Source organism: Desulfopila sp. IMCC35006 (assembly GCF_005116645.1).
Classification (GTDB): Bacteria; Desulfobacterota; Desulfobulbia; order Desulfobulbales; family Desulfocapsaceae; genus Desulforhopalus_A.
This window is the reverse complement of sequence record NZ_SWCM01000013.1, coordinates 108,349-133,853: the sequence shown is the minus strand read 5'-3', so window position 1 is coordinate 133,853 and position 25,505 is coordinate 108,349. Positions and strand designations below refer to the sequence as shown.

General features: G+C 52.9%; 25 protein-coding genes. 10 read left to right on the top strand and 15 right to left on the bottom strand.

All coding sequences use genetic code 11. The features are described 5' to 3' along the window. Positions 1-371: 371 nt before the first annotated feature. The 4 genes from FCL47_RS19275 to FCL47_RS19260 form a co-directional block, all read right to left on the bottom strand. Positions 372-1,925: an MFS transporter gene (locus FCL47_RS19275; RefSeq protein ID WP_240744307.1), complete on the bottom strand. Its 1,554-nt coding sequence runs from the start codon at positions 1,923-1,925 to the stop codon at positions 372-374. Between the two features lie 98 nt (positions 1,926-2,023). Next, entirely contained in the window at positions 2,024-2,320 is a 297-nt protein-coding gene (locus tag FCL47_RS19270; RefSeq protein WP_136815329.1) for a hypothetical protein, read from the bottom strand. 182 nt (positions 2,321-2,502) lie between these two features. Continuing rightward, positions 2,503-3,282 (bottom strand): TatD family hydrolase, encoded by a 780-nt coding sequence (locus FCL47_RS19265; RefSeq protein ID WP_136815327.1) that lies wholly within the window; start codon positions 3,280-3,282, stop codon positions 2,503-2,505. Positions 3,283-3,321: 39 nt separating this feature from the next. Further along, the gene (locus FCL47_RS19260; protein WP_136815325.1) at positions 3,322-4,140 is read right to left on the bottom strand and encodes an alpha/beta fold hydrolase; all 819 of its coding nucleotides are present in this window, start codon (positions 4,138-4,140) and stop codon (positions 3,322-3,324) included. A 147-nt stretch (positions 4,141-4,287) separates the two neighbouring features. Between FCL47_RS19260 and FCL47_RS19255 the strand changes: the two genes are divergently transcribed. The 6 genes from FCL47_RS19255 to FCL47_RS19230 are packed head-to-tail and all read left to right on the top strand — an operon-like array spanning position 4,288 to position 9,868. Further along, on the top strand, positions 4,288-4,527 hold the full coding sequence (locus tag FCL47_RS19255) for a ferredoxin family protein (protein WP_136815323.1): 240 nt from the start codon (positions 4,288-4,290) through the stop codon (positions 4,525-4,527). Positions 4,528-4,533: 6 nt separating this feature from the next. Continuing rightward, entirely contained in the window at positions 4,534-5,592 is a 1,059-nt protein-coding gene (vorB, locus tag FCL47_RS19250; protein ID WP_205747372.1) for a 3-methyl-2-oxobutanoate dehydrogenase subunit VorB, read from the top strand. After that, complete coding sequence (locus FCL47_RS25190; RefSeq protein ID WP_136815319.1) at positions 5,586-6,986, top strand: 2-oxoacid:acceptor oxidoreductase family protein; 1,401 nt, start codon at positions 5,586-5,588, stop codon at positions 6,984-6,986. The genes vorB and FCL47_RS25190 overlap by 7 nt, the downstream gene beginning before the upstream one ends. Positions 6,987-7,030: 44 nt before the next feature. Beyond that, positions 7,031-7,588 (top strand): helix-turn-helix domain-containing protein, encoded by a 558-nt coding sequence (locus FCL47_RS19240; RefSeq protein WP_136815317.1) that lies wholly within the window; start codon positions 7,031-7,033, stop codon positions 7,586-7,588. Between the two features lie 12 nt (positions 7,589-7,600). After that, positions 7,601-9,253 carry an AMP-binding protein gene (locus FCL47_RS19235; RefSeq protein ID WP_136815315.1) on the top strand — a complete coding sequence of 551 codons (1,653 nt, stop codon included), beginning with the start codon at positions 7,601-7,603 and terminating at the stop codon, positions 9,251-9,253. A gap of 24 nt (positions 9,254-9,277) precedes the next feature. Beyond that, positions 9,278-9,868 (top strand): helix-turn-helix domain-containing protein, encoded by a 591-nt coding sequence (locus tag FCL47_RS19230; protein ID WP_136815314.1) that lies wholly within the window; start codon positions 9,278-9,280, stop codon positions 9,866-9,868. A 67-nt stretch (positions 9,869-9,935) separates the two neighbouring features. Here the strand turns inward: FCL47_RS19230 and FCL47_RS19225 are convergent, their stop codons facing one another. After that, positions 9,936-11,000 carry a branched-chain amino acid aminotransferase gene (locus tag FCL47_RS19225; protein WP_136815312.1) on the bottom strand — a complete coding sequence of 355 codons (1,065 nt, stop codon included), beginning with the start codon at positions 10,998-11,000 and terminating at the stop codon, positions 9,936-9,938. Between the two features lie 290 nt (positions 11,001-11,290). Between FCL47_RS19225 and FCL47_RS19220 the strand changes: the two genes are divergently transcribed. From FCL47_RS19220 to FCL47_RS19205, 4 genes are read left to right on the top strand one after another with little or no spacing between them, the layout of a single operon-like run. Then, positions 11,291-12,310, top strand: coding sequence for a transporter substrate-binding domain-containing protein (locus FCL47_RS19220; protein ID WP_205747371.1), 1,020 nt, complete (start codon positions 11,291-11,293; stop codon positions 12,308-12,310). Further along, positions 12,297-13,211, top strand: a complete 915-nt coding sequence (locus FCL47_RS19215) for a transporter substrate-binding domain-containing protein (protein WP_167496575.1) — start codon at positions 12,297-12,299, stop codon at positions 13,209-13,211. The genes FCL47_RS19220 and FCL47_RS19215 overlap by 14 nt, the downstream gene beginning before the upstream one ends. 31 nt (positions 13,212-13,242) lie before the next feature. Beyond that, the gene (locus tag FCL47_RS19210; RefSeq protein ID WP_136815308.1) at positions 13,243-15,117 is read left to right on the top strand and encodes a sensor histidine kinase; all 1,875 of its coding nucleotides are present in this window, start codon (positions 13,243-13,245) and stop codon (positions 15,115-15,117) included. Further along, positions 15,104-15,478 carry a response regulator gene (locus tag FCL47_RS19205; RefSeq protein ID WP_136815306.1) on the top strand — a complete coding sequence of 125 codons (375 nt, stop codon included), beginning with the start codon at positions 15,104-15,106 and terminating at the stop codon, positions 15,476-15,478. Before FCL47_RS19210 ends, FCL47_RS19205 begins: the two co-directional genes overlap by 14 nt. 24 nt (positions 15,479-15,502) lie before the next feature. On the opposite strand, the gene FCL47_RS19200 is transcribed toward FCL47_RS19205, so the two are convergent. From FCL47_RS19200 to FCL47_RS19155, 10 genes are all read right to left on the bottom strand, one after another. Beyond that, positions 15,503-16,918 (bottom strand): Ni/Fe hydrogenase subunit alpha, encoded by a 1,416-nt coding sequence (locus tag FCL47_RS19200; RefSeq protein ID WP_136815304.1) that lies wholly within the window; start codon positions 16,916-16,918, stop codon positions 15,503-15,505. Positions 16,919-16,962: 44 nt separating this feature from the next. Next, complete coding sequence (locus FCL47_RS19195) at positions 16,963-17,526, bottom strand: NADP oxidoreductase (protein WP_136815302.1); 564 nt, start codon at positions 17,524-17,526, stop codon at positions 16,963-16,965. Beyond that, positions 17,514-18,281 carry a bidirectional hydrogenase complex protein HoxU gene (hoxU, locus tag FCL47_RS19190; protein ID WP_136815300.1) on the bottom strand — a complete coding sequence of 256 codons (768 nt, stop codon included), beginning with the start codon at positions 18,279-18,281 and terminating at the stop codon, positions 17,514-17,516. The genes FCL47_RS19195 and hoxU overlap by 13 nt, the downstream gene beginning before the upstream one ends. Continuing rightward, entirely contained in the window at positions 18,278-19,924 is a 1,647-nt protein-coding gene (locus FCL47_RS19185; protein WP_240744306.1) for a NuoF family protein, read from the bottom strand. The genes hoxU and FCL47_RS19185 overlap by 4 nt, the downstream gene beginning before the upstream one ends. Further along, positions 19,908-20,441 carry a bidirectional hydrogenase complex protein HoxE gene (gene hoxE / locus FCL47_RS19180; protein WP_136815298.1) on the bottom strand — a complete coding sequence of 178 codons (534 nt, stop codon included), beginning with the start codon at positions 20,439-20,441 and terminating at the stop codon, positions 19,908-19,910. The genes FCL47_RS19185 and hoxE overlap by 17 nt, the downstream gene beginning before the upstream one ends. Before the next feature lie 163 nt (positions 20,442-20,604). After that, positions 20,605-21,561 carry an aldo/keto reductase gene (locus FCL47_RS19175; protein WP_136815297.1) on the bottom strand — a complete coding sequence of 319 codons (957 nt, stop codon included), beginning with the start codon at positions 21,559-21,561 and terminating at the stop codon, positions 20,605-20,607. After that, positions 21,542-22,546, bottom strand: coding sequence for a dipeptide ABC transporter ATP-binding protein (locus FCL47_RS19170; RefSeq protein WP_136815295.1), 1,005 nt, complete (start codon positions 22,544-22,546; stop codon positions 21,542-21,544). The genes FCL47_RS19175 and FCL47_RS19170 overlap by 20 nt, the downstream gene beginning before the upstream one ends. Then, a complete protein-coding gene (locus FCL47_RS19165; RefSeq protein ID WP_136815293.1) occupies positions 22,543-23,538 on the bottom strand; it encodes an ABC transporter ATP-binding protein in 996 nt (331 codons plus the stop codon). Before FCL47_RS19165 ends, FCL47_RS19170 begins: the two co-directional genes overlap by 4 nt. 6 nt (positions 23,539-23,544) lie before the next feature. Then, positions 23,545-24,459 carry an ABC transporter permease subunit gene (locus FCL47_RS19160; protein WP_205747374.1) on the bottom strand — a complete coding sequence of 305 codons (915 nt, stop codon included), beginning with the start codon at positions 24,457-24,459 and terminating at the stop codon, positions 23,545-23,547. A gap of 17 nt (positions 24,460-24,476) precedes the next feature. Next, positions 24,477-25,487, bottom strand: a complete 1,011-nt coding sequence (locus tag FCL47_RS19155; RefSeq protein ID WP_136815289.1) for an ABC transporter permease subunit — start codon at positions 25,485-25,487, stop codon at positions 24,477-24,479. Positions 25,488-25,505 lie beyond the last annotated feature (18 nt).

Below are 25,505 nucleotides of genomic sequence, written 5' to 3'. Positions count from 1 at the left end.
AAATCTTGATCTTGTTTTCGGTATAAGGGTAATTCAGAAACGTCGGAAAGAGGTGCGGAGCCCTTTTGGGTCAATGAGCAGACCGACATGACCGACGTGTGCAGTGCGTTATGAAGAGAGCAGGGAGCAAAGGTATACAGGGAACTGGCAAAGGATGACGCCAAAATTTTGGGGTTGCGATGGGGTTTTAGTACGAAAACCCTTACTGCTGCATATTTTTTCCAGACTGATGTGCCACTCAGACCCGAGACAACAGAGATATTTCTTCAGGTGGCTGGTGCAGAAAAACGTCAGCTCACCCTCTATGCTTGGGAAGGTTCATGGTGGGTAAATAATGATCTTCAAATGATCGTTTAGTATGATTTTCTATTTTACTCACATCGTGCAGTAAAAACATTGCGGCAATAGGTCTCACGCACTCTGAAAGAGCCGGCAACGGCGATTGCGGCAAAGAAGAGCATCAATAAAAAACCATGGAAATATTCGGTCTCGGAGTAGACGCGGATACCATTGGTCATCGTACCATCCCATGATAAATCGGCGATATAGCCAAAAAGAGGCTGCATCAGCGCGGTGCCGATAAAACAGCCGGAATTGACCACGCTTACCGCCATCCCCGAGAGCTTGGGATGAATGATCTCTTTTGCCGCGGCAAAAGTGAGGACAAAGCCCGAGCCGGCGAAACCCATTCCCCCAAAAAGCAGAAAGCCTAAGATGCCGGGGGTCCAGGACGCGTACACCAGCAATATCCAGGAGAGGGTATAGCCCAGAACACAGGCGACAAGGATGGGTTTGCGCCTGCCGATCCGATCGGAGAACCAGCCAAAAAACAGAGCGCCGAAAGCAAAAGAGAGCAGCATGGCCGTCATATGATTCGCCGCATACGCCCTGTCCAGTCCATGTACGTCCCGCAGGTACGGAATCCCCCAAAGCCCCATAAAAGAATAGAGTCCTCCGATCATGCCGAACTGCACCCAGAACCCCGGCCAGAGACGGAGAACCGAGACAACCGAGGCAAGGTTTTTCAGCCAGCTGGAGTGAAGAGCCGCATGCTGTGTCTGGACCTGCCAATCCGGGCCGGCATAGCCAAGGTCCTCAGGCCGGTTTCTGACAATCAGAAAACCAAGCAGTGCCAGAAGAAGCGACAGACAGCCAATTGCTATAAAGACTGTCCGCCAGGCAAATATGGTCAGAAGGGCGGACAGCGGGGCTGCGGCCAGCACGGAACCGAGGTTGCCGATGAGCAGGGTGAGGCCGCTCATAAAACCGAAGACCCTTTCGGAAAACCAGACCGAGTTGCTTTTCATGATGGCGATAAAGACCACGGAAACGCCAAGGCCGACCAGGAAGCGACCCGCACATGCCATAGCGAAACTGCCGGCCATGCCAAAGACTATAGAACCTGCACCGGCAACCAGGTTGCCGCAGACTATTGAGGTCCTGGTACCAAGGGTGTCGGCAATTACCCCTGAAGGAATCTGCATGCAGGCATAGACAAAAAAATAGATGGCTGACAGGGTGCCGAGCTGGGTACCGGTTATCTGCAAGGCTCCCATCAGATATTCGGACACGACCCCAGGTGCCATACGGTGAAAATAGACGAGGATGTAGGTGAGAATGAGGACGGTAAAAATCGACCACTTGGCAACAGCAAAACTCAGTATTCGAGATTCTTTGTTGGACAGAGAAATATCCTGCATGGTTCTTGTTCCTTTGATATTCTGATTACCCCTGATGTTCAGCTCCTGAATCAGGGCGTGAGGCGACATTATATCAAAGGATATCTGGATGTCATTGATTAATACGAACTTGATCGGGGCAATCAATCCCGGACGTTCACGAAAGAAGGGAGGCTGGGAGAAAAGAGTCGGGGAATGAAAACTGTCCTGAGGTGTTCCGGGGGTGGATGCAGTGAGTGACACCATCCCCGGAACACCTCAGGCGGAGCCAATGTCAAGCTCACGCCGGGGCAGAACGAGGCAGAGTAAAAGTTGCGTTTTGCATGGGTGCTGCGAGGACTCTCTTAAAGCATGAATGGAGTTTTGTCCTCAAATTCGATGAATTGCTTATCGATAGAGCCAAAAATCTCGAGGATTTTATCCTTGGTTGCCATGGTGTTCTCCACTGTTTCCTGGGCGTCGAGAGACTGCAGCTGTGCTGTTGCCGAATCAATAGCCGACTTGAGATCCTTCACTTTGGCACTGGATCTGGATTGGCTGTCTGAAGAAGCTTTTCCGGCCTGTTCTTCGATTTTTTTCAGGTTGACTTGCCATTCTGCGATCTTTCCGTCGATGATGTCTTTGTAGGTCGTTGACTGCATAGAATTTCTCCTTTAACGTTCAAGAGTGAGACTACCTTGTTTCGGACGAGGACGATATCTCTAGCATTTACTATAAGCTTAAAAATAAAAAAAGTAATAGATTAGAATTTATTTGCCCAGATTGTCTATGTGTCTAAAATATTATGTTTTTACCTGGTGCGGTTCGATAAAAACGCTCCTCCTCAGTCGGCAAGATTGAGGATGCGCCTGGCGTTGGCACAGGTATAGCCGGCTGTGACTTCGCCCGGCTCTTTGCGCAGACTCGCAAGTGTTTCCAGTACCTCGGGCAGAAACTGCGGATGGTTGCTTTCCCCCCGATGGCCTGCCAGGGGGATGTCGGGTGCGTCGGTTTCCAGAACGAGCGATTCCTGCGGCAGCTGTGCGGCAATTTTTCTGATTTTTTGAGCCCGGTCATAGGTAATCGTGCCGCAGATACCGATACCAAAACCAAGTTTAATGTAGGCACAGGCCTGTTGATAACTGCCGCTGAAGGCATGGACGATCCCGCCCTGGGTGAAATGTTTTCTGCGAATGGTCGCCAGGACCTGGTCGTGCGCCTTGCGAACGTGCAGGAGGATCGGCAGCCGGGCGGTTGCGGCGATTTGCAGCTGCTGTTCAAACAACTCCTGCTGGGCCGTGCGGTCAACATTTTCTGGATAGTAATCAAGACCGATTTCTCCGATCGCCACCGCCCTTTGCGATCCGTTTGCACTGACAAGCTCTTGTAGCTCCTGTAAATGATGCGGGTGGTGATATGCAAGATAGAGTGGATGCAGGCCGGGGGCGCCGAAGACGCCCTGGCTGCAGTTGCAGAGCTGCAGGAGCCGTTTCCAGCCCGCCTGCACCACTCCGGGCAGAATTATTGTTTTAACTCCCGCCGCATGTGCGCGGGCCAGCTCTGCCTCGAACCGTTGAAAATGTTCCTGTAGATCGAGGTGGCAGTGGGTGTCTATTAATTCCATTTGTCTTAAGGCGTTGGATAATTCCGGTACGATATCGGATTATTGAGGTACCTGGGCGATAAAGTCAGCCATAAGCTGCAAGACAACGGCCTGGGCCTCAATATGCGGTATGTGGGCACAGTTGGCAACAAGCTCCACATGTGCATAGCCGGAAGTTTTTGAGGCTATGCAGGCGGCCTGTTCTGCCGAGGCATACTGATCGTCACGTCCCTGAATGACCAGCAAGGGTGCCTCGATACTCGGCAGAAGATATTCAATGTTCCAGGATTGAAACCAGTCCGACAGCCATGTTGCCGACCATGCGTGGTAGAGAGAATCGGTTTTATCGCCATGATATTTTGCCAAACCTTTAAGTTTTCCTTTGGCCCACGCCTCATTGGCAACTTTTATTCCGGCAAGGGTTTCTTCTTCGACAAAAATATGGGCCGCCTCCGTTATAAGACCCTTCAGCAATGATGGTCGTTCAGCAGCGAAGATTAAACCGATACTGCCGCCATCGGAATGACCGATCAGGATGTACGGGGTATCCGGAAGGATTTTTCCCACAAGCTCCGGCAGCTCGCAAAGGGCGTATCGGTGGAGATAATGAATTGTTCGTGGGTGATTGAGAGCTGAGGACCTGCCATAGCCCAGCCGGTCGTAAACCAGTCCCGGGCAGCCGGTCGCGGCACATAATTTTGCCGGAAAATCAGCCCACATCGCAGCACATCCCAGGCCTTCATGCAAAAATACCAGATAAGGCCGCGTGGCGTCGCCTCCAATGAGCTGGTAGTAAAGCCTGTGGCCGGTCTCGGCTGACAGTGTATTCCTGTTAAGATATGGCAATGAGTATCCCCAGGCGGCTGAGTAATTGATCATTTTCAATATCTAAAAAAATAACCAAATTTGTAGACAAAAAACAAGCAATACAATAGATTCATTGGGCTACAGGAAAGGGTTGGCAAATTTTCGGGGAAATTTGACCTGCCCTAACACATCTATTCCTAATAATCGGGCAGGAGAGCAATGGGTTGTAACAAGTACGGTGGGGAATCACATCCTCATATCATTATAGACGAATGCAAAGGCTGTGGCAGGTGTATTGAAGCTTGTCCCAAGGATTGTCTGCGTTTTGCAGAGAAGATGAACGGCAAGGGATATATCCCCGCAGAATATATCGGAAAAGGATGTACCGGTTGTGGTATATGCTTCTATAATTGTCCGGAACCCTACGCCATCGAGGTGTACAAAAAGGACAAGGAGTAATCGCTGATGAGAAAATTCATTAAAGGAAATGAGGCCGTTACCGTCGGTGCTCTGTATGCGGGCTGCGAGATTTATTTCGGCTACCCGATTACCCCGGCAAGTGAAATTGCCCATTCCGCTGCACGCCTTTTTCCGCAGAGGGGCAAGGTGTTTTTGCAGGCAGAGTGCGAGACGGGCGCTATTAATATGATTTACGGCTCGGCCAGCAGCGGCAGGATGTCGATGACCGCCTCCTCCGGCCCGGGTATGAGCCTTATGTGTGAAGGCATTTCCTATCTCGCCGGCGCCCAGCTGCCGGCGGTGATCGTTGATGTGCAGAGAGCCGGCCCGGGTCTGGGCAACATCGGCCCGGAGCAGGGTGATTATAATCAGGCCGTAAAAGGCGGCGGCCATGGCAACTACAAGGCCATTGTCCTGGCACCCTCGTCGGTGCAGGAAATGTGTGATCTGACCATCAAGGCTTTTGAACTCGCCTATAAATACCGCAACCCGGTTATTGTCCTGACCGATGCTGTTCTCGGCCAGGTCATGGAATCGCTGGAAATACCCGAGCACCCCTTTACCCCTCCTGATGTCAGTGAGTGGGCGGTACAGGCCGACAGCAAGACACGGAAAAATCTTATTACGTCGATATATCTGCAGAACGATCTTCAGGAAAAACACAACTGGCTGCTCGATGCCAAATACGCCTCGATGAGCGTCGATGCCGCGGCGAAAAACTATCGTACCGAGGATGCCGAGCTGATTCTGACCGGTTACGGTTCCTCTGCGCGGATTGCCCGTTCGGCCGTTGACGCCCTGCGGGCCGAAGGCATCAAGGCCGGCCTGTTCCGACCGCTTACACTTTTTCCTTTTCCTCAGGACGAGCTGCGAAAAGTTGCCAAAGGCAGAAAAATCCTGGTGGTCGAGCTGAGCAACGGTCAGTATCGGGATGATGTGCTGCTCCATCTCGACAGAAAAGAATTTGTGCCGGTCGAGCTGGTCAACCGCATGGGCGGAATGCTGGTGACGACGCAGGAAGTTGTGGCTGCGGCCCGAAAAATGATGGAGGCAGTTGAATGTTAAAAAAAGCAGTAGGATTTTACGAGCACTTCGAGCGAAAAGACGGCAGCAAGAGCAAGGCGACCCATTATTGTGCCGGCTGCGGCCATGGCATCATCCATAAACTCATTGCCGAGGCGGTGGCCGAATACGGCCTGCAGGATGACACGGTATTTGTCTCCCCGGTCGGCTGCGGCGCTTTTTGCTACTACTACTTTGACTGCGGCAATGTCGCCGCGGGTCACGGGAGGGCCTCTGCGGTGGCGACGGGGCTGTCGCGGTCGCTCCCCGGCAAGGTGGTTATCGCCTACCAGGGCGATGGCGATCTGGGTGCAATCGGGTTCAACAACGCCTTTCAGGCCGCCAATCGAGGCGAAAAATTTGTCTGCTTCTTTGTCAATAATGCGATTTACGGCATGACCGGCGGCCAGATGGCTCCCACAACCCTGCCCGACCAGAAGACGGCGACCACGCCGTACGGCAGAGATGTGCGCAAAGACGGATATCCGTTGAAGGTCTGCGAAGTCTTCAATCAACTGGAAGCCCCGATCTTTATCGAACGGGTCTCTGTCGCCGATACCAAAAGAATTCTCAAAGCCAAAAAAGCGATCCGCAAAGCGATCGAGATTCAGAAAGAAGGGAAAGGCTATGCCTTTGTCGAGATTCTTTCGCCCTGTCCGACCAACATGAAAGTCAGTGCTGTTGCCGCGGCCCAGTTTACCATTGATGCTATGGAAAAAACGTATCCGCTGGGCAATTTCCGTGATCGGAGTGCGGAGGCAACACCACCCGCCCGTCATGATATGGCGGTAAAGGCCCTGGATGAACTGGTTGTGGCCAGCAGCGCCGAGCAGGTTGATGCGGGCAGTTTTACCGAAAAAGAATTCAAGTTCTGCGGCTTTGGTGGCCAGGGCATTCTCAGCCTCGGTCTGGTGCTGGCTCATGCCGGCAACGACACCGGCAGAAATGTGTCCTGGTTTCCGAGCTATGGCCCGGAACAGCGAGGCGGTACTGCGTCCTGCTCCGTTGTGTTGAGCGGCGGGGAGATCGGCTCGCCCACGGTCGATAAACCGGACGTGCTGGTGGCAATGAACCAGCCGTCTCTCGAGAAATTTGCCCCAACCGTGAAAGATGGCGGGGTCATCATCTATGATGCGCAGATACCGGTAGAATTTGAACTTCCCAAAAATGTCACCGTCTATGCCTTTCCGGCGGCGCAGATAGCCACGGAAAAAGGAGTACCCAAGGCTGCTAATACGGCATTGTTAGGTGCTCTGATCGCCCTCGATCTGATTGGCCTGCCGGAAGACGCCGTGTTGACTGCCTTAAAAGACAGTTTTGCGGCAAAACCTAAATTAATTCCCAAGAACATGGAAATAGTGGAGACGGCAAAAGGGTGGATGAAGGCGCATCGGTAGAAACGAACAACGATAACCATCAGAGAAAAGCGGGAGAAGCAAACATGAGCGATGCAGCAAAAATAGGCAAGAGGATCAAAACATTTCGGGCAAAACTCGATATGAGTGTCGACGATCTTGCCGCAAGAACCAGCCTGCCGGCAAGCCTTATTGAAGATATCGAAGGCGGCAGCGTCTCTCCTGCACTGGGAGTCATGGTGAAACTTTCTCGCGCCCTGGGACAGCGGGTCGGCACCTTTATGGACGACCAGCTTGCCAAAGATCCGGTTATCACCAGGTCAGCGGAGCGGGAAGAGGGCGTTGCCTCGCACAAAGGCAAGGCGCAGGGCCATTATCGCTACCATGCTCTCGGCGCCGGGAAAGCCGATCGCCATATGGAGCCGTTTTTCATTAAAATTTCACCGACAGATGAACGGGAAAACTCCTCCCATGAAGGTGAGGAGTTTGTCGTGGTTATCACCGGGGAGGTTGAACTGCAATACGGCAACGATACCCATGTGTTAAAAGAAGGCGACACGATGTATTATAATTCTCTCGTTCCCCACTGCTTGAGCGCGATTGGTGGCGATGCGCAGATCTATGCCGTAATTTTTACACTTTAGTGGGTGATAACGATGCCAAGAAATGAGATTGTCAGAGAGGTAACCCTCGGCCAGATTCTCAAGGAGACGGTCGACAGATATCCTGACGAGGATGCCGTTGCCTACGTCGACAGGGAATATAAACAGACCTGGCGGGAATTTTCCGATACCGTCGATACCATGGCGAAAGGCTTGATGGCCATGGGGATCAAGAAGGGTGAAAAGGTGGCGGTATGGGCGACCAATGTACCCCACTGGGTCGCCCTGCAGTTTGCCACCGCCCGCATCGGCGCCATACTCCTGACCATCAACACCAACTATCGCTCGGAAGAGATCAATTATGTATTAAAGCAGTCCGACTGCGAAAATATTTTTATTATCAACGGACTGCGTGATGCTAATTATCTGGAAATACTCTATGAGCTGATCCCTGAGCTGAAGACCCACCCCCGGGGAGAGCTCCGCTCAAGCAGGTACCCATGCCTGAAGAGGGTCTTTTTTCTCGGGCCGGAAAAGCACCGCGGCCTCTACTCGATGTCCGAGGTCATGTCCCTGGCGGTTGCCACAGGCGATGCAGAATACCAGGCGCGTCAGGACTCCCTTGATCCCCATGATGTCATTAATATGCAATATACTTCGGGGACGACCGGATTCCCGAAAGGGGTCATGCTCACCCACGTCAACATCGGCAACAATGGCTACTGGCTTGGTGCCGGGCAGAATTTCAGTCATGTCGATCGGATATGCATTCCGGTGCCTCTTTTTCACTGTTTTGGCTGTGTGCTCGGGGTGTTGGCCTGCGTCAATCACGGCGCGACTATGGTCTTTGTCGAGACCTACGACCCGGTTGACGTGATGATGTCCATCGAGATGGAAAAATGCACCGGCGTGTATGGGGTGCCGACCATGTTCATTGCCATGATGGATCATAAGCTGTTCAAAAAATTCGATTTTTCTTCCCTGCGCACCGGGATCATGGCCGGTTCCCCCTGTCCGGTGAAAAGCATGAACGACTGCATCGAGAAGATGAATATGAGGGAGGTGACCATCGTTTTCGGTTTGACCGAGGCATCTCCCGGGATGACCCAGACGATGTACAATGAGCCCTCAATCAAGAAAAAGTGCGAGACGGTGGGCAAGGCCATGCCCGGCATTGAGGTAAAGGTCGTCGACCCGAAGACGGGAGAAGACCTTCCGCCCGGGCAGCCGGGGGAGGTGGTCTGCCGCGGCTACAATATCATGAAGGGTTACTATAAAATGGAGGAGGCCACCGCCGAGGCGATAGATAAAGACGGTTTTCTGCATTCCGGCGATATCGGCGTCATGGACGAGGATGGTTATTTTGCCATCACCGGGCGGATTAAAGATATGATTATCCGTGGCGGCGAGAATATTTATCCGAAGGAAATCGAGGATTTTCTCCATCATATGGATGGAGTGCAGGATGTTCAGGTGGTCGGCGTGCCCAGTAAAAAGTACGGGGAGCAGCCGGGAGCCTTTGTTATTCCTTATCCTGATGCCGATATTTCTCCCCAGGATGTCATTGATTTCTGCCAGGGTAAAATAGCCTGGTTCAAGACCCCCAAATTTGTCCATTTCTTGAAGGCATTCCCGCTTACTGCAAGTGGGAAAGTGATGAAAATAAAGCTCCGCGAACAATCGGCCGAACTATGGCCGGACGTTTAAGAGACGCGTCCAAAGGAGAACACCATGCCAGGCAAAGATATGAAGATTGGAGAGAAGATCAGAGCGCTGAGAAAAGCAAAAGGATTGTCATTGGCCGATCTTGCCGAGCAGTCGGGGATCGCCGAAGCAACTCTGTATAGTATCGAAGGTCATATGGTATCACCGCCTCTTGGCAATCTTGTCAGTCTGGCACGGGTTTTTGAGATTTCAATGGGGGATTTTTTCAGCGACAATGGCGACGCCGCCTCCTGCATTGTCCGAAAAGGGGAGAGGAAAACCGTATCCCGCTTTAATTCCAGCGATGGCAAAGGAGGCGGATACAGCTATGAATCCTTGGGGCATCAGAAAAAAAACCGGCATATGGAGCCTTTTCTTGTCACCCTTACGCCTACGGAATCAGAACAGGTAGAGCCTAATCAGCATATCGGCGAGGAAATTCTTTTTGTGCTGGAGGGGGAAGTCGAAGTCAAGCTGCTGGACAAGACAGAGATCCTTTATCCTGGAGATTCTATCTACTACGATTCAACCATGCCGCATTTCGTTTCATGCCATGGCAAGGAGCCGGCAACTCTGCTTGCCGTCATTTATGCCAAGCAGGAAATGGTCATTTTATAGCGGGAAAGGTATGTGCAACACCAGCGGATCTCCTGGCAAATAGAGATCCGCTGGTGGTATTGAGCGGTTACCGTACAGGCATGATCCAGTTGAAAGTATCTTCAGCCTTGCCGTACTGAATGTCCATCAGGTGTTTAAAGAGTTTTGCCGAAAGCGGACCTACCTTGCCGTCACCGATGGTTATTTCCTTGCCATTGAATTTGATCTTGCCGACCGGGGAGATGACGGCGGCGGTGCCGGACCCGAAAACTTCCTTCAGGTTTCCTGCGGCATGTGCTGCATAGATTTCATTGATGCTGATTTTTCTCTCAACAACCTTAACGCCCCAGGATTCTGCCAGTTTTATGACTGAATCCCGCGTTACTCCAGCGAGGATGCTTCTGTTTAATTGAGGAGTGATAAGTTCGTCGCCGACCACAAAGAAAATGTTCATCGAGCCCACTTCTTCAATGTACTTCAGCTCAACCCCGTCCAACCACAGTACCTGCGTATAGCCGTCCTGATTGGCCAGATGCGTTGCATAAAGGCTTGCAGCATAATTCCCGGCTGTTTTTGCCTCGCCGACTCCGCCTCGGACCGCCCGGACATACTCGGTGGTGACCCATATTTTTACCGGATTGAACCCTTCCGGATAATAGGCGCCGACAGGAGATAAAATTATAAAAAGTCTGTAGGTATTCGAGGATCGCAGGCCGATGTAGGGATCCATTGCGATGATCGTCGGTCGAATATAGAGGGCTGTTCCCGCCGCGCTTGGAACCCAGTCTTTTTCAATCTTGAGGAGCTTGATAAGCGCCTCGAGGAGAAAGGCTTCATCCAGCTCAGGCATGCACAGCCTATGGCCTGATTTATTGAGACGGTGCAAATTATCCTTGGGTCGGAAAAGCTGAATTTCACCCGAATCCGACCGGTATGCCTTTAACCCCTCAAAAATTGCCTGACCATAATGCAGAACCATGGTCGAAGGATCCATGGCAATCGGGCCATACGGCTCAATACGCGGATTATGCCAGCCTGCTTCGGGGCTGTAATCCATATTAAACATGTAATCGGTAAAAATTGTGCCAAAACCCAGGGTGGAATCCTTGGGATGATTTTTCAACGTGTCGGCTTTGGTAAATGAGATGTCCACGGTGACCTCGATAGGTTCGGTTTTTAGAGGAAATTAAGAAAGAAAATATTTCTAATGATTAATTTTAAATGGATGAAGTATACTCTTTATCTCCAAGATTAATCAACGTCTTTAACCGATAAATGAAGACGCTATCCATGACCTTGCAGGATCCCGGCTGCAAGGCTTACGTTCTTGATAATTCCATTAGGGGGTGGGATACTTTTTCAGATTGATCAAAGTGTCCGGTACCAGTCTTTTTATACACTTTTTACAGGGACCAAAGAAACGACAAAGAAGGAGGCAGCTTGATGAAAGGAGTACGGCTTACAGCCGGTCTCGCAACTATTCCTGCAATTTTTGTCTTGTTTTTTCCCCTCAAGGGGATACTGGCAAAAGTCAGTAAAAATTCCATGAAGGTACTTATTCCGTTTCTCGGGGTGGGTCTTTTTTTTCTGATAACAACCACGGCATCTGGCAGAGATTTGCAGGAGATCCGACACGATGGCGTACTGCGGCACCTCGGCATACCGTATGCTCATTTTGTCAAGCCTAGTCCGGCGGGCATGACTGGCCTGGATGTCGAACTTATGCAGCTTTTCGCCACGCACCTCGGAGTCCGCTATGAACTGGTCGAAACCTCATGGCGTGAGGTTTTTGGTGATCTTACCGGTGATACTCTCCAGTCTCACACTGGCGGCATCAAAATAATAGGAAAAACACCGGTCAAGGGTGATATTATTGCCAACGGCCTGACTATCCTTCCGGAAAGGCAAAAGATTGTCAATTATTCCCTTCCGACCTTCCCCACCGGCGTATGGCTTGTGGCACGGGCCGATTCCTCTATTAAACCGATTACGCCGACCGGAAGTATTGATAAAGATATTGCCCAGGTCAAAAAACTTCTTACCGGGCGCTCCGTATTGAGTATGAAAAACACCTGTCTGGATCCGGATCTCTATGGACTTGCCCAAACCGGCGCCGAGATCCGCTACCATACCGCCAGCCAGTTTCTTGGCGACGTCGCGCCGGCGATTCTCGATGGCGTGGCGGAAGCAACGCTGCTGGATATTCCAGACGCCCTCATCGCCCTGCAGAAATGGCCCGGCGAGATTAAGATTATCGGTCCGGTATCACAACCGCAGTACATGGGCGTCGCCTTTGCCAAAGATGCACCGGAATTGCGCCATGCATTTGATACGTTTTTCCGGACCATCTGGGCGGATGGTACCTATAAAAAACTGGTTGAGAAATATTATCCAACTATTTTCCTCTATTTAGATGGTTTTTTTGCAAAGAATCTGGGAGAGTTCAAAAATGCAGACAATTGAGACCGCTCAAGTAAAGAATCATAACTTCAGGAAAAAACTGGTAATCTTTGTTGCGGTCTTTATGCTGTGCCTGACTGCCGGACGCGGGTGGAGTGGCGATCTGGATGAGGTTCTGCAAAAGGGCACCCTGCGACATCTGGGCATTGTCTATGCCAATTTTGTCACCGAGGATAAAATGGGTCTCGATGTCGAATTAATGCAGCTGTTTGCCGCCCACCTTGGGGTGAAATACCAGTTTGTCGAAACCAGTTGGCAGAATGTAATTACCGATCTCACCGGCACGATTGTTAAACCCAATGGCAATGATATTGCAATTACCGGAAAAGGCGCCATTCGTGGGGATATCATCGCTACCGGTTTCACTGTTCTGGATTGGCGCAAAAAAATAGTCGATTTCTCGTCAATGACCTTTCCCACCGGCGTATGGTTGATTTCGCGGGCGGATTCCGCACTGCAGCCCATCGTCCCAACCTCCTCCATCGCTCAAGACGTTGATATGGTCAAGGCCAGTTTAAAGGGTGTCAGTGTGCTGGGACTCAAAGACAGCTGCCTTGACCCGGATCTCTATCATCTGGATCGTACGGGTGCAGTCATCGAGCTCTTTCCAAGCGACAGCAATCTTGACCAGATGATTCCCGCGGTCATAGCCAGGAAGGCCGACACCACTCTTATGGATGTCCCGGTTGCTTTAATTGCCCTTGAAAAATGGCCCGGCCGCATAAAGGTCATAGGCCCGGTATCGGCACCTCAAACCATGGCCTGTGCCTTTCCCAAGACGTCGCCAAAACTTCGGGCTGCGTTCGAAGAATTTTTCAGTAAAGCCGTGGCAAATGGAACGTACAAGGCGCTGGTACGAAAGTATTATCCGTCCCTGTTCCAATATTATCCCGATGTTTTCTAGACAGTGCCTGCGTGCCTGTCACTGATACATAATGCATTCTCTGACGACAATACGGACGCTCATTGCCCGTAAACAACCACTGGCGGTAATGGCTGCATGCATCCTCCTGATGGTGTTCATAGGTGTGCTTACGGCCTCGAACTATAGAAGCCAGGCCGCTCTTCAGGACTCTGCCCTGCAGCAGTTCCGGCTTGACGGAGAAAAACGCGCGGCCTCTCTCGGGTATTTTTTCTCGGAAAGGAAGTTCGATCTGCGCTCAATGGTCGCTTCAAAGGAGATACAGGGCTATTTTCAAAACGTCGCGCTGGGCATGTCGGAGCAGTACGGACTTAAAATTAATCTGTATGTTATAGGCAAGCTCTTTACCAGTAACATCAACAGCAAGCTGGTCCAGGAAAGTACCATTTATCAGCGATTCCTCCTGATAGATGAAAATGGAGATCCTCTCGTGGACAGTACCCCGGCGCAACAGCCGCCCTTTATCCCGCGTGGGCTGTACCCGGTATCGCAGCCAGCCGAGGAGCCTGCTGTCTCCATTGTCGCCGTGGGAAAAACCTTGCAGATTGTCGTCAGGTCTCCCTGCATATATAAAAACCGTGTTGTGGGAGAATTGATAGCCTGGATCGATCCGGACATGCTCTTTCGCAATTTCATCGATAATGCAACAGACCAGGACAATAAAGGATTTTATCTGGCGACAAATTCCGGGCAGGTGTTCCCGCCCCTGCACAACGGGAAATATCCCAGCCCGCAGGGGGTTCCCCCTGAAGTTATTGCCCGGATACCTTCCGGTGAGTTTTCGCAGCTGATTCTGCCAGTCGATGATTCAACCAGAGAAGGCGTGCTGCTGAGCCGTCTTCCTATCCATAACATGCCGATCTGCTTGCTGGCGTGGGTGAGGAGCACCGCCTATCTGAGTTCTCCGTTGTCGTGGCATCTGCTGTTGGGGACTGGGGCTCTGGCAATTATCATTCTTCTCGGTATCGGTTTACTGATTCGGTTTAATAGCCAGAATCTCATCCTGCAGCAACAATACCAGGATTCAGAACAGCAAAAGCTGCTGCTGGCATCGCGTAATCAACAACTCAAAGACGCAATCAAGAAACGCCATGAAGCGGAAATTCAGCTGGAAAAACAGCAGTCCATGCGCATACGCTCTGACCGTTTGCGTTCGCTTGGTGAAATGGCGGCCGGTATTGCTCATGAATTGAATCAACCTCTGGTTGGGGTGCGTGGTCTGGCCGAATTAGTGCTGGTGAAAATAGATAACAATATAGGAATTTCGCAGGAGGAACTGCATAGAAATATCGCCCGTATTGTCGAGCAGTCCGATCGCATGGTCCACATTATCAACCATGTTCGTCTTTTTGCCAGAGAGGCCGGCAGTGTCGATACTTCACTCGTCAATCTCAATGAGGTTGTCCAGTCCGCCATCGGCCTGTTGACCGCACAATTTAAATCCCATGGCCTGATACTTGCCGCCAAATGCTCCGCAGAAACGCTGATTGTTAAGGTTAACCCCTATTCCGTTGAAGAAGTACTGTTAAACCTCCTCAACAATGCCCGTGACGCACTGCAGAGCTGCGTCGACCATGATGCGGATTTTGTGCCGACGGTGGAAGTCAGTACCGGCAGGAGACGAGATGCGGGAGAAACCATATGGGTGGAGGTAAGGGATAACGGCCTTGGCATTGCCCAAGATGTACAGGAGCATATTTTTGACCCGTTTTTTACTACAAAAGACCCGGACAAAGGGACGGGGCTGGGCCTGTCCATCAGCAAGTCGATTGTCGAAGGGTTTAGCGGGACTATCGTGTGTACATCTATTCCGGGGGAAGGCTCGAGCTTTACCGTTTCCTTCCCTGCCTATCAACACCTAGAGGAGACGTGCAGTGAGCCTACCTGAATCATTATCGTTGCTACTGGTCGACGATGAGGAAATTGTTCGTTTTACCTTGAGAGAATTTTTACGCTTTCTGGGACACAATGTTGATGAGGCCGAGGAAGGGTTCACCGGCATACAGATGCTGGAGGCAAAGCACTACGATGCCGCTTTTGTTGATATGCGTATGCCCAGGCTTGACGGGATGGGCTTTCTGCGACAGTGCCGGGAAAAATGGCCGACACTGCCTGTCTTCCTGGTTTCAGGTCACGCTACTGAAACAACCTGCAGGGATGTCCTCGAAGCGGGGGCGAGCGGATTTTTGCATAAACCTTTTTCTTTCGAAGACATTCGTCAGCTGCTGGCGACGATCGAGCAGAAGTGACAAATGATGCTGTGGTGTCCCTGGCTATAATGTTTGGAGAAGCGTGCCGTCCCGTTTTCTAAAGGAAATGGTAAACGGCATCCCGCCAAGCGCATGGGTTGAGCAGCTCAGACAGGGGTCAAAGGCCCGGATAACCGCTTCCAGCCGATTCAACGCCCCTTCCGAGACCTCAGTGCCGGTGATAAACCGTTTCGCCACCTGCAGCACTCCCCGGTTCATCGCCAGGTTGTTATGGCCCGTGGCGACAATAAGGTTGGCCCAGGTCATCAGGCCATTTTCATCCACCTGGTAGTGGTGCAGAAGAGTCCCTCTTGGCGCCTCGACGCAGCCGATACCTTCCAGAAAATTTGGCTGGGCATAGGCCCGTATCCGGGGACTGAGAAGAGCAGGATCATCAAGGAGCTTTTGCATGGTTTCGATACAGAAAAGTATCTCGATCAACCGGGCATAATGATTGAAAAACGAGCTCATCACCGGCCCGCGTTCCAGAGCTCTGAATTCGGCCCACTCCTCGTCCGCCAGAGGCGTACCGCAGCCGTTGCAGACATTCAGCCGGGCGGCCGGTCCCACCCGGTATATCCCTGCCGGGTAGCCCATGGGTTTATAGTAGGGGAATTTCAGATAGGACCACTGTTCCACCTCTTCGGCGATGATTTGCTGGTAGTCTGCCGGATCGACAGTGTCGGCGATGATATTGCCTTTGGCATCGATGATCCGTAGTCTGCCGTCGACATGTTCCAGGTTGCCGTCTTTGTCCACCATGCCCATGAACAGGGTCGGGAAATTGGCAAAGGTTTGGATCTCCTCGCGAAAATTCTCCAGAGATTTCTTGAACATGGTCAAGGTGTGGGTAGTGATCTCCAGGGCTTCCGGAATCATCTGCCGTATGGTATCGCGATGTTCGGCAGTAAACGGTGCATTGACTCCTCCGGGTACCACCCAGGCGGCATGGATGCGCTTGCCGCTGAGCAGTTCGATGACCTGTTGACCTATTTTACGCAGGCGAATGCCACTCCTGGCAAGTTCGGGATAGGCCTCGATCACCCCGACGATGTTGCGTTTTTCAGGATCTGTATCCATGCCCAGCAGTAAATCAGGGGAGGAAAGATAGAAGAAACTGAGCGCATGGGACTGGATAAATTCGCCGCAATTGAGCAAACGGCGGAGCATGACCGCGGTTTCCGGTGGATGCACGCCAAGGATGCTGTCACAGGCCTTGCTGGAGGCAAGAGCATGACTGACCGGGCAGATACCGCAGATTCTCTCGGTGATCGACACCATCTCATAATAGGGTCTGCCCTCACATAATTTTTCAAAACCTCTGAACTGGGTTACATGAAACCTGGCATCGCCGATGCTGCCGTCATCTTCGACGACGATGGTGATCATGCCATGTCCTTCGATTCGGGAGATTGGTTCTATGGTAATCGTCTTCGCCATCACTGCACCTCAAACAAAGATCTGTAAATCTGTGCCGGCCATGGTCATGCGCCGAACCTCGTCCAGCCGTGCATCTGCGGAGTGCGCCCGGCCAGGATTTCGGTAAGGAGATAGAGAATTGCCCGGGGTGGCGGCGGACAGCCGGGCAAAAAGAAATCGACCGGGATGCATTCGTGAATTGGTCGGGCCATCCTGGCAAGTTGAGGCACTGTATGAAAAGAGATGCCTTCTTTGCTGGGCTGGCCATTGCTGCGTTGCTGCGGTGGCGCCGCATTTTCAATATAGGCCCGCTGTAACACCGCTTCAACCGGATACCTGTTGCGCATGCCCGGCACGTTGGCGGTAATGGCGCAGTCGCCGAAAGCAACGACAATGGTGCTCTGCTGCCGGATAATCGCGATGTTCTTTTTATCGCTGTCGTTGCTGACCGCCCCTTCCACCAGGGTGACATCGACGTGGTCGGGGAATACTTTGTTGTCGACCAGCGGGCTGAAGAGGATGTCCACCTGGCCGGCGAGGTCAAGGAACCGTTCGTCCATATCGAGAAAGGACATATGACAGCCGGAGCAGCCGTCAAGCCAGATTGTCGCGAGACTTATTTTTGCCATGATCCGCCCTGCCTCCCTCGCATCATCTGCAGGTATGGCAAGAATTGGCGGCGTTTGCTCATCTCCGCCACCGACTTGCCTTTCTCGGTCAAGGCCCCGGTCGGGCAGACCTGCACACATTTACCGCATCCGGTGCAGGTTTCCGATGTTCCCCAGGGCTGATTGAGGTCGGTTATGACCTTTGAGGTCATGCCGCGACCCATGATATCCCAGGTATGCGCCCCTTCTATCTCGTCGCAGACGCGAACACAACGCAGGCACAGCACACACCGGTTATGGTCGATGCAAAAGCGGCTGTGCGAGGCATCGACATCATGCCGGGGATACAGATACGGGTACCGGACATGGTCGACCCCCAGTTCCACGGCCAGATTCTGGAGTTCGCAATGACCGTTGGCGACGCACACCGAGCAGACATGGTTCCGCTCGGTGAATAAGAGCTCGAGGATTTTTTTTCGATAGTTGATCACCCGTTTGGAGTTGGTGATAATCTCCATATCCTGCCTGGGAAAGGTGACGCAGGCGGGCAGCAGTTTGGTGCTTCCCCTGACTTCAACGATACACAATCTGCACGCCCCCCTTTCCGACAAGCCGTCCAGATGGCAGAGGGTCGGGATGATGATATTGTTCTGCCGGGCAACGCTCAGAATTGTTTCGTCCTCATGGGCGGTGACATCCCGGTCGTCAATCTTAAAAGTCAGCAGCCGGGAAGGATTGAGATCGGACCGCACTTTTTTGGGCGGATGCTGTTTCATAGTACCTCCTCTGCTTTCTTGCACGCTCCAGCCAGGCATTGCCGGTCATGGATATGGGCCAGGTATTCATCCCGGAAATATTTAAGAGTGGTCAACACCGGATTGGGAGCGCTCTGGCCCAGTCCGCAGAGGCTGGTATTTTTGATGAGATCGCACAGATCTTCCAGCATCGTAAACTCAGCCATTGTGGCTCGACTCGCCGTTATCTTGCCGAGAATATCATAGATCTGCCGCGTTCCCACCCGGCAGGGCACGCATTTTCCGCAGGATTCGGACATGCAGAATTCCATGAAAAACCTGGCCACATCGACCATGCAGGAAGATGCATCCATGACGATCATGCCGCCGGATCCCATGATCGACCCGACCTGGGCAAGAGAATCGTAATCCACCGGCATATCGAGAAACTGCTCAGGAATACAGCCGCCCGAGGGGCCGCCGGTCTGTACTGCTTTGAATCGTCCGCCCTGGGGGATGCCGCCGCCGATAGCAAAGACGATATCACGTAACGATGTGCCCATGGGGATTTCGATAAGGCCGGTATTGACGACTTTGCCAGCCAGGGCAAAGACCTTGGTTCCTTTGCTCTTTTCTGTCCCGATGCCGGCAAACCACTGGCTGCCCCTGCGGATGATGGGGGCAATATTGGCCAGGGTTTCGACATTATTAATCATGGTAGGGTGATCCCATAAGCCGAATTCCACCGGGAACGGTGGCCTTGGCCGGGGCCGGCCCATCCGTCCTTCAATTGAGGCGATAAGAGCGGTCTCTTCCCCGCAGACAAAGGCCCCGGCGCCCAGACGAACCTGCAGATTGAAATGAAAGGAGGTGTTGAAGATATTGTTGCCGATCATGCCCATGCGTTCTGCCTGGGATAAGGCCAGTCGAAGCCGTTTGACGGCGAGCGGATACTCCGCCCGGACATAGATGAAGCCCTGGTTTGCCCCGGTGGCATATCCCGCGATAACCATTCCCTCAATTACCCGATGCGGGTCGCTTTCCAGTACGCTGCGATCCATAAAGGCCCCGGGATCGCCCTCATCGCCATTGCAGATGATAAACTTTGTCGACCCCATCGCCTTGGCCATGCTCATCCATTTCAGGCCGGTAGGATACCCTGCCCCGCCCCTGCCCCGTAAACCGCTGCCGGACACCTGGTCGATGATCTCCTGTGGGGTCATCTGGGTAAGGGCCTGATAAAGCCCGGCATAGCCGTCTTCGGCAATGTATTCTTCAATCCGCTCCGGATCGATCCGTCCGCAATTTTCCGTGACAATGCGTACCTGGCGCTGAAAAAAAGGGGTCTCGGCGGGACAGACCAGCCGTGCTACCGGACTGCCGTTGAGAGAATCGAGGATTTCCGGGACATCGGAGACCTGCACCCCCTGATAATAGCTGCCGCTCGTCGGCAGAGACAGAAGAGGCCCCTCGGCGCAGAGTCCCAGGCAGCCAACCCCGGTGATTTTGCACCAGCTGTCAAGACCGCGCCGGGTCACTTCTTTTTCCAGGGCCTCCTTGATAAGCCCGCTACCGCATGATAAACATCCCGCCGCAAGGCAGACATTGATGCGGTGCTGGAAGCCGTCCTTCTTCGACTTTTCAATCCTGGCTATCTGCTGCAGATCTTCAATGTTCAGGGTCATGGTGCTGCCATCTCCCTATTTTTTCAAGGACTTTTTCCGGACTCAATTTGCCGGTAACCTCGCCGTCAAAGACGCCTGCCGGGGCAAGTCCGCATGATCCGAGACAGCGTGCCTCAAGCAGAGAGACCTTGCCGTCCGCTGTCGTTTCCCCCGTGGCAATACCGACTTTTTCTTTGATTCTGTCCAATATCTGGCCCGAACCGCCGATATAACAGGCGGTTCCCCGGCATATGACACAGGTGTGCTCCCCCGGCGGCCTTAAGGTAAAAGAATGATAAAAGGTGGCCACCGCGTAAACCCTGCTCAGCGGTACTTGCAGTGCAGCAGCAACGTATCTCAGGATGGGCTCTTCCAGATAGCCGAACGATTCCTGAACGGTGTGCAAGGTTTCAATCAGGCCATGGGGTTCATTGCGATAGAGCTGCATGGTGCGATTAACCATCCGCAGCCGATGATCCTGGGCGGGGCTTGTGGCGGGAAGGGCTGTTGCGTTGGGATTGATACCTTCTGCTAGCATGACTGACACTCCTGTTGTTGAAGAGTACAACCAAACGAGAAGACATAGAGTAATGCGTTAATAAACTGGTAAAACCGACTATGGGAGCCCAAGGGTGCTTCCTGCGGACGCAACGCAGATGAAGATTGCTCTGCCCTCAGGCCCGTTTTACAAATGCCTTGCCTTACTCCTCTTTCCAGAGTCCGGTGACGGTGTACGGTGAGCCGGGAGACTGGAAAAATGAGCCGTCGACAAAACGGTAGCCCTGTTCAAGCCCATCTATTGCCAGCAGGTCGGTCGCCCCGAGCTCAAGGTCGGCGGCCAGAAAATTTTCCTGCAGTCTTTCCGGATGCGTCGACTTGGGAATGACCACGGTGCCCCGGGAAAGTCCCCAGACCAGCAGCACTTGCCCCGGCGTCATATTATTTCTTTCCGCGATGTCGACAATAATTGGCTGGGTAAGCAGCGAAGGTTCGTTGTCTTTTTTCAGGGCCGCAGGCCGATCTCCAGAGCCAAGCGGCGAGTAGGCCGTGAGCAGCAGACCGTTATTTTTGCAATATTCGACCATTTTTCGCTGCTGCAGATAGGGATGCAGTTCTATCTGGTTCATTACCGGCTGAATAGCTGCCTGCCGTTTGAGCTCAATCAACCGGGGAAGATTAAAATTGCAGACGCCGATAAACCGGCATAAGCCTTTTTTTACCATTTTTTCCATTGCCTGCCAGGTCTCGATTATCGGAATGGCCTCCGGGGGAAGGAATTCTTCCGGGCGTTTGGGGAAAACAATATTGGGTTGGAAATTGATCGGCCAGTGGATAAGAAAAAGATCCAGATAGTCGAGTTGCAGATCGAGAAGTGTTCGCTCCAGTGCCGGCTGCACATGTTTTCGTGCGTGAGCGTTGTTCCACAGCTTAGAGGTTATCCACAATTCCTCTCGCTTCACCCGTTTGGCAGTGATGGCTTCACCGAGGGCTGTGCCGATCTCTTTCTGGTTCTGATAGATGGATGCACAATCGATGTGACGATAGCCGATGTCAAGGGCCGTGGAAACCGCCCTGGCGACTTCTCCGGTGTCTGATTTCCAGGTGCCGAGACCCAGGGCGGGAATTGTATCGGTATTGTTAACGGGCAGATATTTCATCGGTTCCTCCGTCAGGGTAGGTTTTAGGATGATAACAAGCAACCATACACCCGTCAATTTCGGTCAGCTCGGGCGGTTTGCCGCGGCATATTTCAGTCATCGACGGGCAGCGTGGATGGAAGGTACATCCGGAAGGCGGCGCAATCGGCGAAGGCAATTCTCCCTTGAGCACTATTCGTTCTTTGGTCCGAAATGGATCAGCCACCGGAGTTGCGGAAAGCAGCGCTCTTGTGTAGGGATGATGCGGTTTGCTGAACAGGGTGTCCCTGCTGCCGGACTCAATGGGTTTACCTAAGTACATGACCATAACTTCATCGGCAATGTGTTTGACAACCGACAGGTCATGACTGATAAACATATAGGCCAGATCGAACTGCTCCTGCAGCGTCGCGATGAGATTGAGAATCTGGGCCTGGATTGACACATCGAGCGCGGAAACGGGCTCATCGAGCACGACAATCTCAGGATTGAGCATCAGTGCCCTGGCCACGGCGATTCGCTGCCGCTGTCCTCCGGAGAACATGTGCGGATAACGATCGTAGTATTCCGGTCGCAGGCCGACAAGCCTGATGATATCCAGCGCCGCCTCCCGTCTCTCCCTGCCGCTCATTGAGGTGTTGACCAGCAGCGGTTCCTCCAGGGCATGGCCTATTTTCTGGCGCGGGTTGAGCGATCCATAGGGATCCTGGAAAACGATCTGCACCTTTTTGTGCAGCCTGTCGAGTACATATTTGTCGGCGGTAACAATGTTTATTCCGGTGATATTGAGTTCGCCGGAGGTCGGCTTTTCAATCATCGTTACCAGTCGTGCCAGTGTTGATTTGCCGCAGCCGGATTCACCGACAACGGCGAGGGTTTTTCCTTTGACCAGCTTAAAGGAGGCGCCATCAAGAGCCTTTAAAATTGCCGGTTTTTGAAAGCTGCCCCGGTCAACCTTATAGTGTCGGGTCAAATTTTCGGCTTCCAGAACAACTTCACCTTTCATGCGCTTACCTCCTCGGGATAGTTGGTTGGGAGGCCCCCGGCAAGCGGATAGTGACAGAGGGCACGACCGAAGGCAGGCGACGCCTCCACGGGCGGTGTGCTGCGGCAAAGCTCCGTGGCATATTGGCAGCGGGGGGAAAAGAGGCAGCCGACGGGCTTGTCGAATTGACCGGGAACAACACCGGCGATCGACGGCAGGATTCTCGAAGTTGATCGCTCCGGCAGGGAATTGAGCAGGGCCTGGGTATAGGGGTGGTGGGGATCGGAGAATAATCCTTTGATCAGCTGTTTTTCCACCTGTTGCCCGGCATACTGCACTGCGACCCGTTCGGCAGTCTCCGCGACGACGCCCATATCGTGGGTGATCAGCACCAGGGACATGTTTTGTTCCTTCTGCAGTTTGAGCAGCAGGTCCAGAATCTGGGCCTGAATGGTGACATCAAGCGCCGTGGTAGGTTCATCGGCGATCAGCAGAAGGGGATTGCAGGAGATGGACATGGCGATCATCACCCGCTGGTTCATTCCGCCTGAGAGCTGATGCGGAAAGGCCGCGAGTCTTTTCTGGGGTTCGGGGATACCGACCAGATCGAGCAGTTCAATGGCCCGTTTCTTCCTCTCCGCCCGGTTCATGCCAAGATGGATTTTCAGAGCTTCCGTCAGTTGAAACCCGATGGTAAAACAGGGATTGAGGCTGGTCATCGGCTCCTGAAATATCATGGCCATTTGCGAGCCGATAATCTGTCGGAGCTGTTTTTTGCTGATGGTTTTCAGGTCCTGACCGTTAAAGCGGAGGGTGTCGGCTGTTATCGTCGCAGTCCAGGGTAAAAGACCCATCAGCGCCAGCATGGATACGGATTTTCCCGAACCGGATTCCCCGACGATGGAGACTATCTCGCCGGGTGCAATATTCAGGGAGACCCTGTCAACAGCGGTGAACTCGCCACCGGCCGTTTTGAAGGTTACGCTGAGGTTTTTTATTTCAAGTAATGGCATGGTGAATTACGATCGTTTGAGTTTCGGATCGAGGGCATCGCGCAGACCGTCGCCCATCAGGTTAATGGCCAGAACGGTGACCAGGATGGCAACACCGGGGAAAGTGACGACCCACCAGGCGCGGAGGATAAATTCACGGGCTTCCGCCAGCATGGTCCCCCATTCCGGGGTCGGCGGCTGGGCGCCCAGGCCAAGAAATCCGAGGGCCGCAGCATCCAGGATGGCGGTGGAAAAGCTGAGAGCTGCCTGAACGATCAGCGGTGCCATGCAATTGGGCAGGACGGTAATAAACATCAGCCGCAGCGAGCGTACGCCGATGACTCGCGCCGCGGTTACATAGTCCTTGGTCATCTCCGTCATGACGGCCGCCCGTGTCAGGCGGACATAATGCGGCTGCTGGACGATGGCGATGGCAATCATGGCGTTGATCAGGCTGGGTCCGAGAATGGCCACCAGGACCAGGGCGAGGAGCAGGCTGGGGAAGGCCAGAACCACATCCATGATGCGCATGATGAAGGTATCCACCCAGCCGCGGAAAAAACCTGCGATAAGGCCAAGTATCACCCCGACTACCAGGGAAATTGAGACGACGATGCAGCCAATAAAAAGCGAATAGCGCGAGCCGTAGATCAGCCGCGACAGCATATCCCGGCCAATGGCATCGGTGCCCAGTAAAAACCGCGTATCGCCGCCGGCTTCCCAGAAGGGTGGCTGCAGCAGCGCGTCGCGAAACTGCTGGTTAGGAAGATGGGGGGCAATATGATTGGCAAAGATGGCGACGAGGATTACGCCGATGAAAAAAAACAGCCCGAGGACGGCACCGTGATTTTCACTGAAATAGGACCAGAATTCAGCAAGAACCGCTCTGAACCCGGTCGGCCGGTCATCGACTGGTTCAATTCGTTCAACGACTTCCTGCATGGTTGTTTCGCTCATGTTTAATCCGTATGACGTATTTGCGGGTTGATCAGGCCGTAAAGCAGGTCAACCGCCAGATTGACGAACATGACTATCGCCGCGATAAGCAGCAGGCCGCCCTGCACCGAGGAATAGTCGCGTCTGAAAATTGAATCGACCATCCATTTGCCGATACCCGGCCAGGAAAAGATGGTTTCGGTCAGGATCGCCCCGGCAAAGAGCACGCCGATCTGCAACCCGATGACGGTTATAACCGGAATCATCGCATTGCGCAGGGCATGCAGGCCAATGACCCGTTGCGGGCCGAGGCCTTTGGCCCGGGCAGTGCGCACGTAATCTTCACTCAGCACCTCAAGCATGGCGGAACGGGTCTGTCGGGCAATAACCGCCAGTGGAATGGTGCCAAGGACAATGGCCGGGAGAATGAGATGGGAGACCGCTGAACTAAACGCTCCCTCCTGTCCGGAAAGCAGGCTGTCGATCAGCATAAAACCGGTAACCGGTTCGAAATAATAGAGCAGGGAAATACGTCCGGAGACAGGGGTCCAGCCAAGAATGCCTGAGAAAAAGATGATCAGCAGCAGCCCCCACCAGAAGATGGGCATGGAATATCCGGTCAGGGCTCCGGTCATCACCGTGTGGTCAAAGACGGAACCCCTGCGGGTGGCGGCAATCATCCCGGCCGGCAAGCCAAAGAAGACCGCGATGATCATGGCACAGAGCGAGAGCTCGGCCGTCGCCGGAAACAGGGTCAGGAATTCCTCGAGCACCGGTTTTCTGGTGGTGATGGAATGGCCAAAATCACCATGGGCCAGTTGTTTGAGATATAAACCGTACTGGACGATGATTGGTTTATCGAAGCCGAACTCAGCCATCAGGGCGGCATGTCGTTCATCGCTCATCCCCCGCTCACCAGCCATGAGCAGCACAGGGTCGCCGGGGAGGGTGCGGATAAAGACAAAAGCCACCAGGGTAACGCCAAAGAAAGTTGGGAGAATAACACCCAGTTTTCTTATGAAATAAAGAAACATGTATCAGTTCCCTGTAGA

What these genes read in the sequence shown, in the direction of transcription:
- FCL47_RS19270 (WP_136815329.1), bottom strand. Translation starts at nt 2,320, where the DNA reads ATGCAGTCAACGACCTACAAAGACATCATCGACGGAAAGATCGCAGAA.
- FCL47_RS19260 (WP_136815325.1), bottom strand. Translation starts at nt 4,140, where the DNA reads ATGATCAATTACTCAGCCGCCTGGGGATACTCATTGCCATATCTTAAC.
- FCL47_RS19255 (WP_136815323.1), top strand. Translation starts at nt 4,288, where the DNA reads ATGGGTTGTAACAAGTACGGTGGGGAATCACATCCTCATATCATTATA.
- FCL47_RS19220 (WP_205747371.1), top strand. Translation starts at nt 11,291, where the DNA reads ATGAAAGGAGTACGGCTTACAGCCGGTCTCGCAACTATTCCTGCAATT.
- FCL47_RS19175 (WP_136815297.1), bottom strand. Translation starts at nt 21,561, where the DNA reads ATGAAATATCTGCCCGTTAACAATACCGATACAATTCCCGCCCTGGGT.
- FCL47_RS19160 (WP_205747374.1), bottom strand. Translation starts at nt 24,459, where the DNA reads ATGCAGGAAGTCGTTGAACGAATTGAACCAGTCGATGACCGGCCGACC.
- FCL47_RS19185 (WP_240744306.1), bottom strand. Translation starts at nt 19,924, where the DNA reads ATGACCCTGAACATTGAAGATCTGCAGCAGATAGCCAGGATTGAAAAG.
- FCL47_RS19195 (WP_136815302.1), bottom strand. Translation starts at nt 17,526, where the DNA reads ATGGCAAAAATAAGTCTCGCGACAATCTGGCTTGACGGCTGCTCCGGC.
- FCL47_RS19240 (WP_136815317.1), top strand. Translation starts at nt 7,031, where the DNA reads ATGAGCGATGCAGCAAAAATAGGCAAGAGGATCAAAACATTTCGGGCA.
- hoxE (WP_136815298.1), bottom strand. Translation starts at nt 20,441, where the DNA reads ATGCTAGCAGAAGGTATCAATCCCAACGCAACAGCCCTTCCCGCCACA.
- hoxU (WP_136815300.1), bottom strand. Translation starts at nt 18,281, where the DNA reads ATGAAACAGCATCCGCCCAAAAAAGTGCGGTCCGATCTCAATCCTTCC.
- FCL47_RS19210 (WP_136815308.1), top strand. Translation starts at nt 13,243, where the DNA reads ATGCATTCTCTGACGACAATACGGACGCTCATTGCCCGTAAACAACCA.
- FCL47_RS19155 (WP_136815289.1), bottom strand. Translation starts at nt 25,487, where the DNA reads ATGTTTCTTTATTTCATAAGAAAACTGGGTGTTATTCTCCCAACTTTC.
- FCL47_RS19165 (WP_136815293.1), bottom strand. Translation starts at nt 23,538, where the DNA reads ATGCCATTACTTGAAATAAAAAACCTCAGCGTAACCTTCAAAACGGCC.
- FCL47_RS25190 (WP_136815319.1), top strand. Translation starts at nt 5,586, where the DNA reads ATGTTAAAAAAAGCAGTAGGATTTTACGAGCACTTCGAGCGAAAAGAC.
- FCL47_RS19200 (WP_136815304.1), bottom strand. Translation starts at nt 16,918, where the DNA reads ATGGCGAAGACGATTACCATAGAACCAATCTCCCGAATCGAAGGACAT.
- vorB (WP_205747372.1), top strand. Translation starts at nt 4,534, where the DNA reads ATGAGAAAATTCATTAAAGGAAATGAGGCCGTTACCGTCGGTGCTCTG.
- FCL47_RS19170 (WP_136815295.1), bottom strand. Translation starts at nt 22,546, where the DNA reads ATGAAAGGTGAAGTTGTTCTGGAAGCCGAAAATTTGACCCGACACTAT.
- FCL47_RS19265 (WP_136815327.1), bottom strand. Translation starts at nt 3,282, where the DNA reads ATGGAATTAATAGACACCCACTGCCACCTCGATCTACAGGAACATTTT.
- FCL47_RS19275 (WP_240744307.1), bottom strand. Translation starts at nt 1,925, where the DNA reads ATGGTGTCACTCACTGCATCCACCCCCGGAACACCTCAGGACAGTTTT.
- FCL47_RS19230 (WP_136815314.1), top strand. Translation starts at nt 9,278, where the DNA reads ATGCCAGGCAAAGATATGAAGATTGGAGAGAAGATCAGAGCGCTGAGA.
- FCL47_RS19235 (WP_136815315.1), top strand. Translation starts at nt 7,601, where the DNA reads ATGCCAAGAAATGAGATTGTCAGAGAGGTAACCCTCGGCCAGATTCTC.
- FCL47_RS19215 (WP_167496575.1), top strand. Translation starts at nt 12,297, where the DNA reads ATGCAGACAATTGAGACCGCTCAAGTAAAGAATCATAACTTCAGGAAA.